Genomic DNA, 20,766 nt, shown 5'->3' on the forward strand with positions numbered 1-20,766 from the left:
TGTTGCTCAGGTACTTAAAAAAAATATTTTATAATAGTGTTGCGGAATTAAGGATTTAATATCTCCAGGTCGGCTTACTTGTCCGAATTGAACGGGAGAACTTGCTACATCTTCATAAGAGCTAAAGAAACCGTCGGAAATATAGCCGATAAACTGCCCGATGGGATTTCCCGTTTGTGACATATAGGTATAGGGCTTTACAGATTCACTTTTCTCTACAATTTCATTGTGTGCATATCCATAAATCCCTTTTATGGAATATCCGAAATCTCCTTTTTGATCTTGATAGCCTATTTCCAAATCATATCCCTGATTTGTTACGACACCATAGTTGATGGGTGCTAATCCGTTTGAACCGGCTGCTTGAGAATATCTTTCCGGTTCACATAGGATATTACTACGACGTTCTTTAAAAAAGTCGATACTGGCAGATATTTTATCTTTCAACCATTTGGTCTCAAGTCCTAAGTTATATTTCCGTGCAACTTCCCATGTGATATTTTCATTGGCACTTTTTCCTTGAATCAGACCTTTAATCGCAGGATTATGTGTCTCTCCAAAAGTGTAGCCTAGTCCTTCATCGTATCCTGAACGATAATAGTAAGAGAAACCTCCCAGCTTGTCATTACCAACTTCACCATAAGAGAAGCGTAGTTTAGTAAAACTTAAGATAGGGTTTTCTTTAAAGAAAGGTTCGTTAGTCAGTACCCATCCCACTGATGCTGCAGGAAAGAGCTGATAACGGTGTCCTTCCGCGAAACGGTTTGAGCCGTTATAGCCTGCGTTAACTTCGAATAGATAGCGATTCTCATAATCATAGTTAACACGTCCTACTAAAGCCTGATAGATATGAGGTACATAAGAATAGCGTCCACCGGGAGTGGAAGTATAACTCATATTATAAAGTACCAATCCAGATATATTATGTCCGGAGAAGGATTGCTTATAACGAACTGCCGCTTCAGCATACTTCCGATGTGTAGCTGCCGTTTTATTGGTGGCTTTTGTTGGCAACACCATTTCAAGTCCTTGTTTATAAGTCCCGTTTACAGGATTATATTGATAGATATTGGGACGCTGTTGTATGCTTCGGTTATTGCTCCAGCCTGCATCGTAAGAGAATTTTCCGTCTATACTTAATCCTTTTAACAGTTTTCTTAGGTTATACTTGAATGCAAAATCTGTCTCAAGTTTATTATTGAAATCAAGAAAAAAACCTGAATAGCATAATGTCACGAGTGGATTCTGTCTCCATATACCATCGGCGGCGGCATAAGTTCCATTCGCGTTTAAGATTGGGAATGCTTGAGGAGAATTGCGATAGAACATGCCGAACAGGCGCAGTGCTTCCTGTCCGTCAGCATCATAGCCATAGGGGCGGTTCTGACTTCCGAAACGATAAGCAAGATTCACGGATACCTTGAAATCTTCAGTTAGATTGATATCGATATTCGAACGAGTGGTGAGCCTACTGTACTTATATTCCGAATTATAACCTTCTTTGTATAAGCCTTTTGCTACATCGGGTGAGGCTGCTAAAAGAGCTTGTATTGTCTCATGTTCTTTAATTTTGTCTACGTCTGTCTCAAACATACCGGTTTGAGTGAAGTATCCCACAGAGACGAAGTAACGTACTGTTTTATTTCCGCCGGATAGGTTTACATTGTATTTCTGTTGGAGACCATTTTTCGTAAACATATCTACAAAGTCATTGTCCGGGTGTGTAAACGGACTTTTCTGGGTACGATATAGATAGTTGTCATATTCTGACAGGAAAAGGCCGCGAGTATTACCGGTATCGGAAGGGTCAAAGCCATCATTGATAGCACCTTCACGCATGAATCTTGAAACGGATTCTGCACTTAGGGTTTGAGATATACGATTGAAGGAAGTAACACCAAATTCAGATGAGAAAGAAATTTGAGTTTCTCCTTCACGACCTCTCCGGGTAGTTACCAATATCACACCATTGGCTCCTCGTACACCGTATACGGCTGTTGCAGAAGCATCCTTTAACACGGAGATAGTTTCAATATCATCAGGGTCGATTTGCGCCATAGGTCGTTCTACCCCGTCAATCAGTACTAAGGGGCTAGAGTCGTTCAATGAAGCACGACCACGAACAAACATCGTAGCCTGATCACCGCCGGGACGTCCGCTCTCTTGTCGGGTTACTAGTCCCGGGATGCGGCCACCTAAAGCGTTTGTGACACTTGATACAGGCATGCTTTTCAAGTCTTCAGTTCCGACATTAGAAATTGAACCGGTCAGAGATACTTTTTTCTGTGTTCCATATCCCACCACAACAACTTCATCTAATTGTGCAATGTCTTCTTCCAAGGTGACATTGATAAAAGGATGATTCTTTTTTATGGCAATAGATTGTTCTATAAAGCCGATCATTGAGATAAGAAGTGTTTGCTCTGCTTCGTTGGACAATGTAAGAGTAAATTTGCCATCCAAACCAGTCACTATTCCATTATTAGTCCCTTTCTGAAGGACAGTAGCGCCAATCATCTCCATTCCTTGGGCATCTTTAACAATTCCGCTAACTTTGGTTTGTGCACAGACATGCCAGATGGAGCTGGTTAAGCATATGAATAATATTATTATCTTTTTCATGTTTTCTATCTATTAAATAGTTTTGATGCCCGTTACCAACCTGGATTCTGTTGGATGGAAGGGCTTTCCTTGATTACTTTCAGAGGAATAGGATGATAATACATGTAATCTTTAAAATTGCGTACTTCATCTACTGTAATGCGTGTATAATGAAGCCCGGAAGCATTTTCTTCTACTTTCATTCCGATAATAGGTTCTCTAAGTTGATTGCCATCCATCCAACGTCGCAAATCGAAGTAACGATGTTCTTCAAAACAGAGTTCGATACGGCGTTCTTGCTTCACTTTTTCCATAAAGTTGTTATCTGTCACCCCATTAAGAAATTTATCATTTGTTTCGAATCCGGCTCTGGTACGTATTTTTTGTACGGCTTCTATTGCTGTCAAACCATAGCCTTCTGGATCCACACTCATGCCATAAGCGTGATGCATGGCTTCTGCGTAGGAAAGTAGGATGTCAGATAAGCGAATCATCGGGAATAAGTGGAAAACGGTACCCACATTGGCCTGTCCGAAGTTCAGTGTTTTGTCCAGGAATTTAGCTAAATAATATCCCGTATTGGTTGAACGGTTCTTCACTTGGTTGAGTCCGTCTATGGTTGTGTTATCACTAATTCGCGTATAAATGGTATTCTTTCCATAAACCGAACCGTCATATCCGATAATTGCTGCCAAACGCGGGTCTCTGTTAGTATACATGCTTGCACCGTCAGAAGAATGGGTATAATCGCTTCCATCTTTCATGGTAAATGCATCGATCAATTGCTGTGAAGGTACTGTACCTCCTCCCTGATCTTTTGAGATTGTAGGGGGATAATGTCTGTTTTCCAGAGCATTGTCCTTAGCAGCCGTATAGAATAGGATATATTCCGGATTAGGATTGGCATTGATAAAGATCTTGTCGTACGTTTTAGCAGCAGTAAGAGCTATCAGACTATATTTTTTACTTCCATTCGGAGATATTGTTCCGTCTGCATTTAGATTGATTACATCTGCACAAGCTTTGGCTGCAAGTTTCCAACGTTCCGTCACATTCGAGCCGTCAGTATAGCCTAGTAGTGGATCGTTATTATCTGTTCTGTTGTAGAGTGGGCTTGCGGCATAGAGTAATGTCTTGGCTTTAATAGCAAGTGCCATTCCTTTAGTCATACGGCCATAAGAACCATTCCCACCTTCCGGATCAACTTTTAATACAGCGGCAGCACTCTCACATAACTGTACGATGTGATTGACGCAGTCTTTGAAAGAGTCTCTTGCCTTTGTCTGCAGTTCAGGATCGTCGACTTCGTAAATACGATCGACAATAGGAAAGCCTCCGTAGTGTCTTAACAGGTTAAACTCAAATAAGGCTTGTAAACATTCAGTTTCCGCACAATAGGTATCTTTAAATGCCTGAATGTCTTCTTCTGTCTTATTTTGTAACACCAAGTCAGCCTCACGCAAATATTTGCGGGCAAAAATGGCCTGTTGAATTCCCTTGTATGACTTATTCCAACATTCTTCAATCGGATTTGAAGAAGTGACATACCCACGAGACAACTTATGAATATCCGAATCTATGATTGTACTTATTCCATCATTGGTGGCTGCATCTAAAAAGGCATTTCCTACGTGGTTGAAGCCTTCGGGAATATATGCATACACCTGATTAATCGGTTTCAGATAGTTCTGTTCATTCGTAAAAATATCATCAGGTTGTGCCCAGTCATAGGGCATGTCATCCAGATAATCACAACCGGAAAATGTTAGTGTTGCGCTTATTGCCAAATAAATTATCGATTTTTTCATGCTATCAGAATTTTAAGGAACAACCTATACTCATGTTTCTCGTCAAAGGAGCTGCCAGTGAAGGAGCTTCAGGATCAACCCATTTATATTTTGTCCAGGTAATCAGATTCGTTCCGCTAAGGAAAAGTCTCAATCCCTTAAGATGGATTTTCTGTATCATTTTTGTAGGAAAGTCATAGGCAACTTCCAGTGTTTTTAATCTTAAGAAATCAGCATCCTTTACATTTAATGTACTTATCTGCCTGTTATTAAGACTGGCATTGTCCAGTGTTGTTAAACGTGGGAATGTTGCATTCTGGTGTTCGGGTGTCCAGTAATCAAGTTGATGCTCAAATATGGTTCCGTTATCTGTGAAAGGATTCATCACAATGTCCGAATATTGATGAGAGACTTTTGCGGCTCCCTGAAATAATGCGGTGATCGAAAATCCTTTGTAGCCGACTCCTAAGTTAATACCATACATGATTCTGGGAATGTCTCCGTAACCGATAGGTACCATATCGTTTACATCAATCTGTCCGTCTTTGTTTATATCTTCATAACGTACATCACCTGGTTGGACATCAGAGAATGTTTGTACAGGAGAGGCTGCTATTTCTTCCCAAGAATTGAAAAAGCCTTTTGCAATGTATCCTCGATTTTCTCCTAAAGGCCGTCCCTGATTCTTCAACCATTCGTATGGCTGATCTACTTCGCCATTTGCAATCAGTTCATTCGTAGAATAAGAGAATGTACCACCTATGAAATAGCTCCAGTCTGCAATATTTGAATTCCACATGGCAGATAAGTCTACTCCATGGCTATTGATTTTGCCTATATTCTGTTTAAATTCCTTTACATTGCCGACAAGAGAACTGATTTTGTTATTTACTACATACATATCATGACGGTTGTCTTTAAAAAATTCTGCTGTAACAGATAACCGGTCTGAAAATAGTCGGGTATCTATTCCGATATTCAGAATTCTAGCTTTCTCCCAAGTCAATCCGGGATTTGGAAGTATATCCTGAATGTATCCTCCAAGCTTTGTTCCCATGTTTACCCCTGTGATATAGACTTCGTTTTGCGGCCACATACGTCCCCTGTAATAAAAGGCATCTACGCCGGATGAGTTGCCGACTTGTCCATAAGATGCTTTTAGCTTCAGGTAGGGCACTATTTTTTTTGCATCTTTCCAGAAAGATTCGTTAGAAACAGTCCATCCGGCAGATATTGTAGGGAAGAAACCGAATTTGTGTCCCGGACCAAATTTGTGAGATCCCTGATAAGCTCCGATAACATCGATGCCATATCTTTTATCATAATTATAGCCGAACCAACCATTTACGCTTTGGAATCGGGTTGGCAATACCATTTCATCATTGCTTTCATATTGTTCATAGAAAGCTAAAGCCGAAACTCCATGTTTTCCAAAGGTACGGTTATAATCTAATTGAGCCACGATACCGGTCCGGCGGAAAGAACTGGTATTATCTACCTTGTTTATCATCGAGTCATCTTCGCGGGTCCGGCGGAGAACATTCTCATTCGTCGCATCCTTTTCGTAATATGCGAAAGTTATTGTACGTCTGATAGAAGAAATTGTACGTGAATCCATGGATAGAGCAACAGAAGCTTTTAATCCCTCTGTTATGAAGGAAAGATCCTGTGAGAGTTTTGTGCGGAAAGAACCATACAATTGTTTGTCCTGGAAGTAACCGGAGCGATTTAGCATTGCCCATGGATTTTCACGGAATGCATTTCCTGCTACAATTTTCCCATCTTCTGCATTGATAACATTGCCGTATTGATCTGTATATCCTTGGTCATTGTACCATTCTGGGAAGATTCCTTGCGGTAATGTGGCTAGATTTTTATAGATATTTTCGGCTCCGCTGCCAGGGCCATTCTGACTTTGATACCAGCCATACAGATTTACATCCAGTTGGGTAGTGCGAGTTACGGCAAAATCGATATTGGAACGGATATTAAACCGTTCAGCAGAGTGATTGGTATTATAATCATGTGAATCATCTGTATTGAAGTAGCCATTGTTACGAGTATACATTGCATTCACGAAATATGTACTTTTTTCTGTTCCTCCTTGAATATTAAGATTATAGCGTTGACTCCATCGGATATCCTTCAAATATTTATTAGCCCAATCTACATTGGGATATAAAATGGAATTAGGATCATTCTTAGCATAATTCATTATATCATAGTTCGAATACAGGGGATCCATATTGTCATTATGACGGGCTATGTTGTGCTGTCTTGCATAATCGGCTGCGTTTAATGACTTTAATTCTTTAAGTGGTTGTTGAGCTATAATTTGAGCTGTCAATTCAACCTGCGGTTTTCCCTTTGCTCCCTTACGAGTTGTAACCAGAATAGCTCCACTGCCTGCACGCATTCCATATAAGGCTGTTGCTGCAGCATCTTTCAATACGGTAATTGATTCTACTTCGTGTGATGACAAAACAGCAAAATCCCGTTCCTGTCCATCAACCAGTACTAATACATCGGGCGAATTACTTCTTTGTCCTCTTATCCAGAATGAATTCTGTTCATTCACTAATCCACCACCTTGCACTTGTCGGGCAAAATAACCAGGTACCAGTCCGGCTAATACTGCCGAAAGATTTGTAACAGGTAGATTGCGTAACTGTTTACCCGAGATGGTGTAGGCTGAACCGTTATAATCTCCCGTAGGGAGTACACGATATCCTAAATCCAAGGGTACATCTTCTTTGTTTTGGACATTTTGTGCCTGGCTTATAAGAAAACCAGGGAGTAGTCCAACCAACAAAATTTTTCTTAAAAACTTCATACGTATAAATTTTGAGTTAACACCATAGTAGATTGATTGATGATGAGGCCACCTCATTTATCACCTTCAGTGTGGTGACGATCGCTGATGGGGGTATGAGAAGCCATTTTATTGTTATCATTTTGAGACATGAGAAACCAATATAGTTCCCCATGTCTCAAGTTTTTAGATTACTTCCATGATTCTACTCGTAAATCATTCACAGGATCGCGACGTAACACTAATTGTTCTTTCACTTTATAGCGTTTGCCTGCCAGTTCATAGGTGTAATTCAGGTTGATTTCCGGACAAGGTTTGTCTCCACTGTTGAAGGTGTAAGTCGGACTTTGGGCAATGTAGCTGCCATTTCCTTCAATGATTGTAACTCCTCCTTCTATACCTTCTATTTGAACATTGTAGTCTGAACCAGATTCGCCGTTGTTGTCGATTGTCAACTGGAAACGATTGATGTTGCTTTTTGCTAAGTTTGCTACTCCGGGTCTTAACAATTTATTTTTCGCGAGAGTACTTAGTTCCAATGTATTATTATTTATCAAGTCTTTTTCTTTATACACCACAGTGGTACCTTCTATTATATTCCCATTATCATCTACTTCGCTTACTTCACCTTGAAGGTAGTAAACTCCGGAAAAGGAACTGACATACTTTATTGCTACAATAGAATAATCCGCTCCCTCGCGAATAGTGTTCATGGAACTTTCTGTGACTTTGAAAGGGAGGGCATAATGTGTAGTCAGACTTAGTGGATCTCTATAAAAAGCATCTGTAAACTTGATTTCAACATCTGCTACAGGTAAATTAGATTTCCGTACTTTAAATATCTCCGGATCTTCCAATATGTAATATTCTTCGGGGAGAAGTGTAAGAGGAGTACCCTCTAATAAAGAAGCATCCAAGGTGAATTTAGCCCAATCATTCATGTCAACTTCTCGTTTACCTCCTAATGATACTCCTACATATATAGGCATATCACGGTCTGATATTACTGTACGCAATGGGTTTTGTAAAGCAAAACCAACATTTGTTGTTTCATAATCATGCGTATAATCTTCATAGCAAGACGTTAAACAAGTCGTCAAAGCGAGCAATATTATTTTTGCAATTTTCATAATCGTATTTAATATTAGTTATTATTCCACCCCATATTATTTTTGAGGTTTGGATTCTTTAATAATTCGTCGTTAGGTAACGGCAAATAGTAATAGCGAAGTGCATCCAACGGACGTTGTTCTATTTCTTTTATTTCATAAGAAAGACCGTTATCTGTTCTTGTCACTTGTATTCCTTCAATAGTGGTATCTAGGGGAAGTAAACAGCGGCGTAAATCCCAAAAACGGTGATCTTCGAAAGCAAATTCTATACGACGTTCATTTTGGATTAATTTCCGGAATGCTGCTTTTCCTTCAGAAGCTACTTCTGACAAATAGGTAGCATCTGTGATACCACCTGATTTTTCACGTATGATTTTTAAGACATCATAAGCACTATATTTACAGTCGTCACCTTTACCTTCAGGTCCCCATGCTTCATTGGCGGCTTCTGCATAATTCAGCCAAATTTCTGTTTTACGTAATAATGGGTTAAAGTGCCGAGAATTCAATGTTTGAATCGGATCCAGCATATTTTTTTGTGTAGTAGACAAGAACTTAGATAAATAATATCCCGAACGACTGGCATAAATGTGAAAACTCTCTGAATCTTTTCCACCTTCAGATACATCAATGTTTGAGTTATAAGCTCCAAATTTTTTTCCTTGATAATATAGATTCATATTGAATCGGTTATCTCTAGCTATCAAATACGGATCTTGCTCATCATATAATGAACGTGAATCTGTTATTGGATAACCATTTTTGGCAGGAAAGGCGGCAGCTAAATTATGGGAAGGAATTGTTTGTGCATTTCCCAAATAAAAAGGAGGATAGTGTCGGCTTTCCATACCATGTACAAGTCCCATGTAGGTGCGGAAAATAAAATCGGCCGGGGTATCACTGCCAGCGTCAGCCAAATCTTTAGCAGCCATCGCTGTAAAGGTATAGTTTATCCCTGCGTCTTTGAGCACTTCATTGGCAAAAAGGGCAGCACGCTCCCAACCAGCTTGATAAGTAGCTTCATTTAATACAGTAAAATTACCCATGCCATTTATTTGAATTACATCCTTGTCTTGATAAGCCGGACTTGCTGCATAGAGCAAAGTTCTTGCTTTAAGAGCATTTGCCGCTAATCCGCAAGCTCTACCAATTTTAGATTTTCCGACAACTACATCATCTCCTGTGTAAGTTACAGGCAAACGTCTTGCAGCTTCTTCACAGTCGGAAACAATCTGGCTGACGCAATCTTTATACGAGTCACGTTTAAACAGGCTCGGCTTCGCAGATTCCTTATCACCAATGAAATGGTTGGTGATCGTATATCCCAATGCTTCTCCTTCGTCTGTTCGTCCTCCATAAGTTTGTAACAATTTGAAGCTGCACCATGCTCTTAAAAAATAGGCTTCGCCAAGTAAACGAGTCTTTATTGCCTGATCAGTTTCTTTACTTACACGATTGTATATTACATCATCTGTAACTCCTTTTTCCATGAATAGATTGATGCTTTGTATCTTATCATACATATTGTCCCAATTTCCAAGTGGATTTGTTGATCGGCTGAATGCTCCCATGCTAGCCCGGTATACACTCGAACCATAATTTCGGGTTAGTGCATTGTCTGTTGCAGCATCTAAGAAATTATCATCATAATGATCCGGAACAACCATTAAATCTGCATATACTTGCGTCAAAACGGCTTGTGCCATATCGGGATTAGTCCATACGGTCTCACTGGACCATTCATTTGTCAATTTAGGGTCAAGCAGATCTTCACAAGAAACAATACTTCCCCAAACACAGGCTAACAGTATTAATTTGCTTATTTTCATATTTGCATATTTTTTAAGTTTAGAAAGAGACGGATAAACCGCCGGTTACAGTCATATAGGCCGGATAATTTGTGATTCCGGCATTTAATCTTTCCGGGTCCAGATCCTTTATTTTAGAGAAGGTAAGCAAATTTGTACCACGTACGAATAGTTTACATTTGTTTGCAAAGAATCTACCTGCCTTATTTTCAAATGTATAACTAAGTTCTATATTTTTCAAACGGAAAAATGAGCCATTCTCTGTCCAGAAACTGGAATCACGAAAGTTATTGCTTTCTGTCGTTGTTGTTAATCGGGGCATTGTACCTGAAGGATTATTAACCTCATGGTAGCGATTTAATGCTAATTCAGAGTATCCATTCAGACCATTATTCCAATAATAAGCGTTTGTACATAATTGAGTAATACCTGTATGAAGAGTTCCTAACATATAAAGTCCAAACCCTTTGTATTTGAGGTCTACATTGATTCCCCAAGTGGTTACAGGAAAACTTTGCCCTAGGCTCATACGGTCATTATCATCTACAATCCCATTGTTGTTTAAGTCAGCGTATGCAATATCGCCGTTTTGATATATACCGTATGATTGTAATGAGTGATCTTCTAATGGAATGTCTTTTCCAAATAATCCTAGTGCTTGTAAGCCAAAAATAGTACTAGTAGGCCGTCCAATGGCTTTACGATAGCTTTCCACTCCTTCTATTTCATTCCATTTATCTAATTTATTTTTTGAATAAGTCATATTGGCTCCGACTGTGTATAAAAAGTCCCGTCCGATATTCCCTTTCCAGTTGATTGCAATATCTATACCTTGATTAGTCACTTGGCCGATATTTTCATACATGGTATAATTCCCTGCTGTAGCGGCATATTGGGCGTTATTCACTCCGATGATATCTTTTCTACATTCATGGAAATAATTGAGTTCTGTGCTTAGGCGATTATTAAAGAATAATCCTTCGATACCAATATTAAACTCTTGAGAGTATTCCCATGTTAAATCAGGATTTCCCCAGCGAGCTAAACTAACTTTATGATCTGTTTGATCCTGGAAGAAATTATAGTTGCCATTATTATTCCAACCAGTTTGATACAAGAAGAATCCAGTATTACCTGTATAGCCTAATACACCGAAACTTGCTTTTAGCTTCAGAAAGTTAACAGCCTTTACTTCTTTCATGAAACTTTCGTTAGAAATTATCCATGAAGCTCCTACAGCCGGAGAAAAGAAAAAACGATCGTTTTTATCAAATTTGTTGGACCCCATACCAGCCAGAGTTAGCTCGGCTAGATAGCGTTTGTCATAACTATAGTTTAAACGCAGAGAGATGTTGGCATCTTTAAAATCTTGTGTCATTCCTGTCATCTCATTCTTTGTATACCGGAATGCGCCAATTGCTGAAAAGTCATGCACTCCTAATGTGCGTTCATATCCTATATCTGCACGCATACCAAAATAGCGGTAGGTATTATTGGAGGCTATCTTTTGCGTTTTGGGCAAATCCAGCTTTTTCATCTGTGTATATCGGGTGATAGTTTCACCGTCTAAATCACTATAAGTGTCAATGGCATAAGTTGGATAAGTATTCCTTAATTCTTGACGTAAGTAACTATAATTGTCAAAAGTTACATAAGCATTAAATGTCAATCCCTTAACGTATTTATTGAAGTCAAAATTTGCTCCAAGGTTTGTTTGGCTATTTACATACCTTTCGGAAGTGTCACCTCCATAAACCATATCTGCATATAAATTGTCTACTATCCGTGTGCTGGCTCCGAAGAATGGCGTGCCATCTTCATTGGGGGTAAACTGTCCCGATAATGTTTCATTAGGAATAATGAAAGGGTACTCATTGGGACGATTAGAAGATAATGTACTGAATATGCCTGCACCATCTTTTGCTCCCCAGTTTTTCAGTTCCACACGAGCTGCAACATCTGCTGTTACTGTAAGAAAATCGGTGATTTTAATATCCAGATTACCACGTGCATTCATACGGTGTAAAGCCGAACGTTCTCCAACTTTTTCTAATCCGGAACCACCAGTATATCCACCAACTAATGCGTATTTCACACCTTCATTACCTCCATTAAACTCAATTGTACCTTTTCGGTAGATATTTTGGTTTAATAAGAACTCATTGTAATAATCAACATTTGGATACAATACATCATTGACTCCACTACTATTTCTGTATCCTTCTAATTGCGTGTCAGTATAATAAGGATTCATCCCATCGTTTATACGAGCTTCATTAAACAATTTTGAATAGTTGTAGGAATCCAGATACTTAGGTACACGTGTAGAGGGCTGTATACCGTATTCTACCCCGACACGAACAATTCGTTTATGAGCTTCTCCTCTTTTAGTACGTACCAAGACCACTCCGTTTGTGGCAGCTGCTCCATACAGGATTTTGGCTGTAGCATCTTTTAAAACTTCGATGGATTCTATTTCTTCCGGTAAAATATCATCTATCGGGCGTTCTATTCCGTCAATAATAACCAAGGCCGTATTTGTTCCATTATTGTGTTGTCCACGTACATATAATGTTGATGTGTTATAGCCCAAGCCGCCATCACCGGAAATAGCAATTAGTCCGGCAGCCTGTCCTTGTAAGGCATTGGATAATTGTAAATCAGGGTATTTTAATACATTTTCCATAGATAACTTGGATACTGTACCTACCAGGTCCCGCTGATACGTTTTTCCACCGTCTGCACGTTCGTGTATGTCCCTTTCTGAAGCATATAGATCTTCATTTTGTAATTTGATGACAGTGGGTTGTTCTTTTGCGAGGTTTATTACAACATCTTTATAACCGAACGCTTCAATTAATAAGGTTCCATCAGCTTTTGTTTTGAGTGCAAATTTTCCATTTGCATCTGTATAGTTTATAATAGAACCTTCACCGCTCAATACTGTTACTCCGCTTAGCGGTTTACCTGTGTTGTCTGTCACCAGCCCTTTCACTTCAATAAGGGCTGTTTTTTTCTTTTTAGGTTTATCCTGTGCTTCTAGCGAAGTGGCTATGCCGGATAATATAGCAGTGACAAACAGAATAAATATGAATTTATTATATCTTTTCATTTGATTAAGCCATTTTAATTACCAATATGGGTTTTGTTGCAAATTATTCAATGCGTCTACGTCATGTTGAGGCAAAGGATACCAGTAATTCTTCTTTGTAAAAGAACGCACTTCCGGAGTTATATCGATTTGTTCATAATCATAAGTCAATGTAGACTTATCCGTGATACTTCCATGATTAGATTCTCGTGGTGTGAATAATGCTCCTTTAATAGGATAAGTATCCTTGAATGTTTCTTCCAAGATCATCCAGCGGCGGATATCCCACCAACGATGATTTTCAAACATTAATTCTACGGCACGCTCACGGCGATAAGCTGCACGGAATTTATCAGGATCGGCTACAATATCTGATGGCAGATCTGTTAAGCCAATTCGTCTGCGAAGAATATTAATAGCTTCTGCAGCTGATATAGGACATCCTTCAATAGTTGCCGTAGCACTTCCACAACCCTCAAATAGCGCTTCTGCATAATCTAAATAAATTTGCGAAGCACGGATATATATGGTGAGGAAGCGATAGTCCCACCAACAGTTCGGATTGTTCTTTTCAAGATACTGATTGCATTCCGGCCACATGAACTTTTTACACATAAATCCTGTGAACATTCGTTTGTTGCAGTCTTTTTGAGTTAACATGTGCTGATAGGCTGCTCCTCCTTTGTAGGTTGTAATGTAATAGGTACGTCCATCAGCGTAATGTCCCCAAGTTGTTCCAGGTAAAAGTATGTTGTTGTAGAAACGGGGATCACGATCCTCAAATGGTTTATGGTCATAGTCAAGTGCATAGCCGCTTCGTGGGTCATCAATCGGGTAATAAATACCGTCTGCTCCCTTCTTGTCAAACATGTTGACGATATTCAAACTTGGGCAGCACATGGAATTTCCATCTGGTCCCGAACCGAATGCAAGATCCTCATATTGCCAGAATGTGCGGATAGTGCGTTTTTGGTTTTGATTAGCAGCGTTAGGAAATTGTCGCTTGACCCAAATGTATTCCGGTTGATGCACAGGTGGATATTTAAAATAGAAAACATTCGTATATTCTTCTTTACTAGCCAAACCATAGGGATAAGGGGCAGACTTGCTTCCATCCATATAACGTATTACTTCATAAGCTGATTTTGCTGCGGATTTTGCGCGTTCCGTGTCATAGCCTTTGTTTTCTGTAGAATTTAAATCATTCTGCATCAATGGACTTGCATCAAACAACTGTGCCCATTCTTTAAGTGCCATTGCTGCAATTTTTGTGGGTCTTCCATAGTTTGGATCATCCCAACTGTCAGGTAACATGTAGATTGCTTTTTGTATATCTTCCATCATCCAGTCGTGTGATTCATGGTAGGTCATACGGGGAATATCATCATCTCCACCTTCAAAGACCTTGTCAATAATAGGCATCCCCCCATATCTTTTGATTATCTGAAAGTAGAACCAAGAACGATAGAAATAAGCTTGTCCCAGAATCTCATTTTTTTGTTCAGGTGTCAAAGGAGCCTTATCGATATCATTAATAATGCGGTTATTGATACGCAACGCCTTATATGATCGAGATATAGCTGTACTTCCAGCATTACCGATTTCGAAAGTCTTATTTGATTTGGCATTACTTAACCAGTTTCCGGAATGTAAAGTAAAAACGGCAGATGAATTATCTGTAGTTGCCATTTCGTCTGCAAAGAGACCGACAAATGCGCGTCCATTTTCCCAATTATCCATCACCATAACATTTTCCAATTGGTTGAAAGATTGGTCTAAGAAACCTCGTAAGGAATAGTAATCCCTAAAGATATCATCTTCTGTCAATCCTACATCTTCCCTTTTATCTAAGAAGTCTTCACAGCTTGTCATCCCGCCAAGAATGAAAACTGAACAGATATATAATAATACTTTTCTCATCTTTATTTCTTTTGAATATGATTAAAATGAAACTCTTAGTCCTAAAGTGTAAGTACGGACAATCGGATAGCTGCCAACACCTCCTGTTTCAGGGTCCACGCGTTTGTCCCCTTTCCAGAAGGTTAGTAAATTATTCCCGTTCATGTAAACCTGAAGATTAGAGATATGGGCTTCACTCAACCATTTTTTAGGGAATGTATATCCTATCTCCATGTTCTTTAATCGTATATACGAATAGTCGGAATAGCGATAAGTACTTTCCACTTTGTTGTATGTATTGTTCAAGTGTGTAGCAGGTCGCATAACACCCGATGAATTAGCTGTTTCCGGCGTCCATCGTTCCATGGATTTTGGTTGAACACGTATGTTTGAAGCTGGAAAATCCCACAGATATTGATCGAACTGTAACTTATATATATTGCGTGGCGAATAGAGCATTGCACTGAAGTTAAGTCCTTTCCAATTGAACCCGAAAGAAAATCCGATGGTAGTCAATGGGTAATTCAATTCGTCTACAACTACCTTGTCGTTTGAGTTGATTATCCCGTCTCCATTGAAGTCTATATAGATAAGGTCTCCCGGAATTACTTGTGATGCTGTAGTACCATTTATAGCTGTTTGTGCGTAATTGAACACATCGTCTATCGAACCATAATTACCGATCGCAATAAAACGGTTTTGATAATCAATCGGTTTACCTGCAGCTTTCAAGTGCTCATCCGCATTTCTAGGATCATCTTTATAGACAATCCGGTTTTCGCTGGCTGCAAAAGTTAAAGCTCCCCAGTAATTAAAATTACGTCCGATTTTGTCATTCCAGCGTAACTCTAATTCTAAACCATGATTTTTCGTTTCTCCTCGGTTGATAGCGTTAAAAGTAGCTCCTACAATGGAAGATGTGGTTTGTGGAGTCATTAGAATATCTTTACGATTCTCTTTAAATAAATCCAAAGTTAAATCTAACTTATTCCATAAGCCAATTTCTATTCCAAAGTTATGTTTAGTCGCTTTTTCCCATGTTGAAGTCAAGTTAGCAATATCTCCTTCTGTATAGAGCGGGCTATGTGTGACTCCTTGTGTATTTCCTAATTCAATACTTCCTAAAGAATTAAATAATTGGATGTAATTCCAACGTGCAGCAGCTGCATCACTACCGACTTTTCCGTATGAATATCTAAATTTTAGGTTAGTCAGCACATCTCCAACATGTTTTTTTATAAAAGGTTCTTCTGAAGCACGCCATCCCAAAGAATAGGAAGGGAACAGGCCGAAGCGTTGTCCTCGGGCAAATTTTTCCGAACCTGTATAAGAGATATTCATCTCTGCCAAATAACGTTCTTTCCAGTTATAAGTAACACGTCCCACCCATTCTTCACGATAACTTGGGAATTTGATAACTTTATCATCTTTTGAATCAGATACTTGACGGTTCATCAGCGCTAACGCTGTTACATTATGACTTCCGAATGAACGCTTATATTCCACAGAGAATTCGTAATATAATTTACGATTATAACCATCCAAATTATCATAAGAAACGTTGGGGGGGAGTTCAATATCCTCATCATTTGGCCATCGTTTTTCCAAAATCATGGGGTAAGTGAGGGAACCATCTGCATTGACTGTCGGATTAGAATAATCATATTCGCGATGGTATTTAATAATACTGTTTCTGGATTCAAAATCATTGTTACCCCAAATTTCACCAGTCTTTATACTAGAACGAGTAGTGGAAGCAGAGGTGTATGAAACTTTAGCGGCAGCTTTTAGTCCTTTAGTTAGAAAGTCCAGTTTTTGTTCCAAACGAACATCATACCATCCCTGAAAGGTTTTATACAGTTGTGATCCATTTGTATTCATATTACAAACAGGATTATAGCCGGCAGTAGATCCATCTCCCCAATAGCCATCACTATACTTTATCGGGAAGGAATTGGTTGGTGCCGCAATGATTCTAGTGTACACATCATCAGCAAAGTTGTCATTGCGGTATCCCATTTTCCCTGCAATATTTACTGATAAGGAAGTCGTTTTAGTTAAATTAAAATCTAAATTTGAACGCCAGTTATAACGGCGATAGTAGTTCCTTGGATCAAAATTCTCCTGTTTCTGTAAATCATAAATATCACCGTCATTTTGATAACCGATGGAGGCGAAGTAACGCATGAAATTGGTTCCTCCGCTGATATTCACATTATATTGTTGGGAAAAACCTGGTTTAACCAACTCATCCCACCAGTCTACTTGTGGAAAGACATCATTATAAGGGCCGTAGTTGCCTGTATCAAAAGCATTTGACCAAGCATTGATGACAGATTGTTTAATTTGTTGATTCCAGTTGTTGTCATTAGCTACAGCTTCATTATACATTTTCATAGATGTAACATAATCTGCCCATTCCATATTTGCAGTAGTCTGTTTAATACCAAAGCTTGTAGAAAAATTGATGTTTGGTTTCTTATCTTGTCCGCGTTTGGTTGTTAACAATATTACACCATTTGCACCTCGAACCCCATATACAGCTGTAGCAGAAGCGTCTTTTAGAATAGATATAGACTCGATTTCATTCATGTCAACATCGTTCATATCCCTTTCTATACCATCCACTAATACTAAAGGGTCAGAGTTTTGCCAGGAAGCCTTACCACGAATGTACATTTTGGTATCACTTGCTCCAGGCTTGCCTGACGTATTGATAGCTACCAAACCATTTAGTTTGCCTTGTAAAGCCTCTGATACAGAAGTAATATTACCTCCTTTCAACAATTCTTCTCCTTTAGTTTGGGTAATAGCGCCTACACTTGATACCTTTTTCTGAATACCATAACCTACTACCACTACTTCTTCTAGTTGTTTGCTGTCTTCTTCCAGAGAAATGATAGGCTCTTTTTTCAGATCATCCACTTTGATTTTCTTTTCTTGATAGCCGATATAAGAGATTTTGAGTACAGCATTAGCAGCTACAGATAGCGTAAACCGACCATCTATGTCAGAAATGGTACCATTCGAAGTGCCTTCAACAGTAATATTTACTCCTATTAAAGGTTCATTACTTTTTGCATCTACAATTTGCCCTTTAATGCTATGATTCTGCCCCCAAAGTAGAGGAGGAGAGAGTAGCAGAGCTAGAAAGAGTAGACACATCCACTTAAATTCCAAGTTTTGATGTTTCATAGTAATAACGTTAAAAAGTTGTGTGTATAAAAAACATTCTTATTTCTTTTTTTGGTAAGGTTCTACTATACAGCGTTTAGCCCATATTTTGTAAGCCTTTGTCATTTCAACTACTTTTTGCCATAGCATTATTGATGAACAATAATGCTATTGGCAAAATGAGATAATTTGATTTTATAGTAATATTCTTTAAAGATCTCATATGTATAAATTTGAAGTAAACGTCGTGCTAACTTTATTGATTATTCTGAACTTTATCCATTAATACCTTCATCCAGTATCCTCCGATCACCGAACGGGCTCTGAAGCCTACCCATCTACCGCTGTCTGTATGGTGCCAGTCGCTGATAGGCACACGAGATACTGTTTCATTGATATATTTATAGACAGGATCAGAGAATTTCTGGAAGGTTTCCTTATCTGAAGACATAGCTGCCGTCCACATGATCCAGTCGGATTTTGTGTATTCTTTACGAGAGTCCAGAGGGAGCCCATAAGGATTCTGTTTTGTCAAATAATAGTTAATCTCTTTTCTGATAACATTATTAGGGAATAAATTCAGGTTCCACAACTTATCCCAAACCATGTTATATTTTTGACTCCAGGTATCTTTACGGTCAAAAGCCAGACGGTAATGATCTCCCTCATTCGCCATTTCTTCCCATTTCACCGCCATTTTCTTGGCTATAGCCGCATATTTGTCTGCTACATCATTCAATCCGAGCATCCGAGCCATCTCGCTGTATCCGGCCACTCCCATGATCGCTTTTACAGAAAGATTGGCATTGTGTGCCCAATGTCCGGCGAAGTCATCCGTGCAAAGTTGGTTTTCCGGGTCCTGTCCAGACTAAGTTTTTTTTAGTTATTTAGTTTATTATCAGATATGTATAGCTAACATGTCTTGTTTCTGTGTTGTAATTAGTTGGTTTTTCGAGTGTTTTTGTAGTCTATAAAAATGATTTATTTCTAGGATTTGGGGTATCCCAGATTGTTTCAACAAATTCTAATTCTAGAATAAAATATCAAATAATATATCCCCAAATGTAGTTTCAGGGATCAAATAAGATGGAATAAAGACATGATATATTAGTGGCGGTTTAAAACAGATTAAAATGATTCCATCCATTCACTTGACCGACAGATGTTTTTATATCCCTATCTCCATTATAAATCGCGAAACATTGTTCCGTTGGAGTATTGGATAGTTTAGCCCATTTTGAAATACCTTTAAAGAAATCCGGTGAATAAGTTGCTCCTGATTTGATTTCATAGGCATACTGTTTTCCGCCAACCATTCTTAATAAGTCAACCTCATTGCCAGTGCTATCACGCCAAAATGATAATCCCGGTTCGACACCTCTATTATAGGATTCTTTTACAAATTCATTGATGACAAGATTTTCAAACAATCCTCCACGTAAAAAATGAGTAGTTATTTGTTCTGCATTTTGTATGTCAAGTAAAGAACAGGCTAGCCCAGTATCATAAAAATATAACTTAGGAGTTTTTACCAATCGTTTGGCATAATTATTATAATCTGGTTTCAGTAAATAACAGATATAACTTGCTTCTAATATAGATAACCAGTTAGTAGCTGCTGTGACAGAAATTCCACATTCATTTGCTAATGATGAAAGATTTAATAATTGCCCTATGCGACCTGCACATAATTTGAGGAATTTAATAAATTTACTTAGATCCCCAATATTACGTAATAATCTCACATCTCTTTCTACATATGTTTGTATATAGAAAGGATAATAATCATCCGGATTTATAGTTTTGTCATAAATGCGTGGATAAGCTCCCTTAAAAATTTCTTCATTTACACTGGATGGCAATATTTCTCCTTTTTCCATTTCATAATGCGAAAACGGTAGTAGCTTGAGTACTGCCGTACGTCCAGCTAATGATTGATTCACACTTTCCATTAATAAGAAGTTATGAGATCCGGCCAGCATATACATACCTTCTTTATTCTCTTTATCGGTATGCGTTTGGATATAAGAGAAAAGTGACGGAACTCTTTGAACTTCATCGATAATTGTTTTATCCGGGTAGGTGGAAAGAAATCCTCTCGGATCATCTGTAGCAAATAGTCTCATATCAGGATCTTCCAAAGACACATACTCATAGTCCTGAAAGGAATTCCTCAATAATGTTGATTTTCCAGATTGTCTAGGTCCTGTCAATGTAACAATCGGATATTTATTTGCCATTTCAATTAGCTTGGATTTCAGTATTCGTTCTATCATTGCTGCTCTTATTTTACTGTTTGCAAATTTAATCTTTAAAAGTGAATTTGCAAAACTTCTCTGTTTTTTAATTTAAAGTTCTCTATTTATATTAGATCTTTTATAATCATATCTGCAGCATATTATAAGTAATTATAATTTAAGCAGCCTGTCATTGAGCTGGATTTAAACAATGGCAAGCTGCTTATTATTTATCTTATATTCAA

General features: G+C 38.5%; 9 protein-coding genes and 1 pseudogene. All 10 read right to left on the reverse strand.

The annotated features are described in order from the left end of the window. Nucleotides 1–6 precede the first annotated feature (6 nt). A complete protein-coding gene (locus DW862_RS13840; protein ID WP_243636492.1) occupies nt 7–2,622 on the reverse strand; it encodes a SusC/RagA family TonB-linked outer membrane protein in 2,616 nt (871 codons plus the stop codon). A gap of 32 nt (nt 2,623–2,654) precedes the next feature. After that, nucleotides 2,655–4,409 carry a RagB/SusD family nutrient uptake outer membrane protein gene (locus tag DW862_RS13845; RefSeq protein WP_120068833.1) on the reverse strand — a complete coding sequence of 585 codons (1,755 nt, stop codon included), beginning with the start codon at nt 4,407–4,409 and terminating at the stop codon, nt 2,655–2,657. Nucleotides 4,410–4,413: 4 nt separating this feature from the next. Next, nucleotides 4,414–7,221 (reverse strand): TonB-dependent receptor, encoded by a 2,808-nt coding sequence (locus DW862_RS13850; RefSeq protein ID WP_120068837.1) that lies wholly within the window; start codon nt 7,219–7,221, stop codon nt 4,414–4,416. 170 nt (nt 7,222–7,391) lie between these two features. Next, the gene (locus tag DW862_RS13855; protein ID WP_120068840.1) at nt 7,392–8,330 is read right to left on the reverse strand and encodes a DUF1735 domain-containing protein; all 939 of its coding nucleotides are present in this window, start codon (nt 8,328–8,330) and stop codon (nt 7,392–7,394) included. 14 nt (nt 8,331–8,344) lie between these two features. Then, nucleotides 8,345–10,141: a RagB/SusD family nutrient uptake outer membrane protein gene (locus tag DW862_RS13860; protein ID WP_120068844.1), complete on the reverse strand. Its 1,797-nt coding sequence runs from the start codon at nt 10,139–10,141 to the stop codon at nt 8,345–8,347. A gap of 19 nt (nt 10,142–10,160) precedes the next feature. Continuing rightward, nucleotides 10,161–13,232 carry a SusC/RagA family TonB-linked outer membrane protein gene (locus DW862_RS13865; protein ID WP_049701662.1) on the reverse strand — a complete coding sequence of 1,024 codons (3,072 nt, stop codon included), beginning with the start codon at nt 13,230–13,232 and terminating at the stop codon, nt 10,161–10,163. Nucleotides 13,233–13,250: 18 nt separating this feature from the next. Next, the gene (locus tag DW862_RS13870) at nt 13,251–15,131 is read right to left on the reverse strand and encodes a RagB/SusD family nutrient uptake outer membrane protein (RefSeq protein WP_004298172.1); all 1,881 of its coding nucleotides are present in this window, start codon (nt 15,129–15,131) and stop codon (nt 13,251–13,253) included. Between the two features lie 21 nt (nt 15,132–15,152). Next, nucleotides 15,153–18,305, reverse strand: a complete 3,153-nt coding sequence (locus DW862_RS13875) for a TonB-dependent receptor (protein ID WP_117684377.1) — start codon at nt 18,303–18,305, stop codon at nt 15,153–15,155. A gap of 235 nt (nt 18,306–18,540) precedes the next feature. Continuing rightward, nucleotides 18,541–19,149: pseudogene (locus tag DW862_RS13880) on the reverse strand (glutaminase domain-containing protein); the annotation flags it as partial. A gap of 253 nt (nt 19,150–19,402) precedes the next feature. Further along, nucleotides 19,403–20,560, reverse strand: a complete 1,158-nt coding sequence (locus tag DW862_RS13885; RefSeq protein WP_008024160.1) for an ATP-binding protein — start codon at nt 20,558–20,560, stop codon at nt 19,403–19,405. Nucleotides 20,561–20,766 lie beyond the last annotated feature (206 nt).

The sequence above is a fragment of the Bacteroides sp. AM37-9 genome (genome assembly GCF_003603455.1).
GTDB lineage: Bacteria > Bacteroidota > Bacteroidia > Bacteroidales > Bacteroidaceae > Bacteroides > Bacteroides xylanisolvens.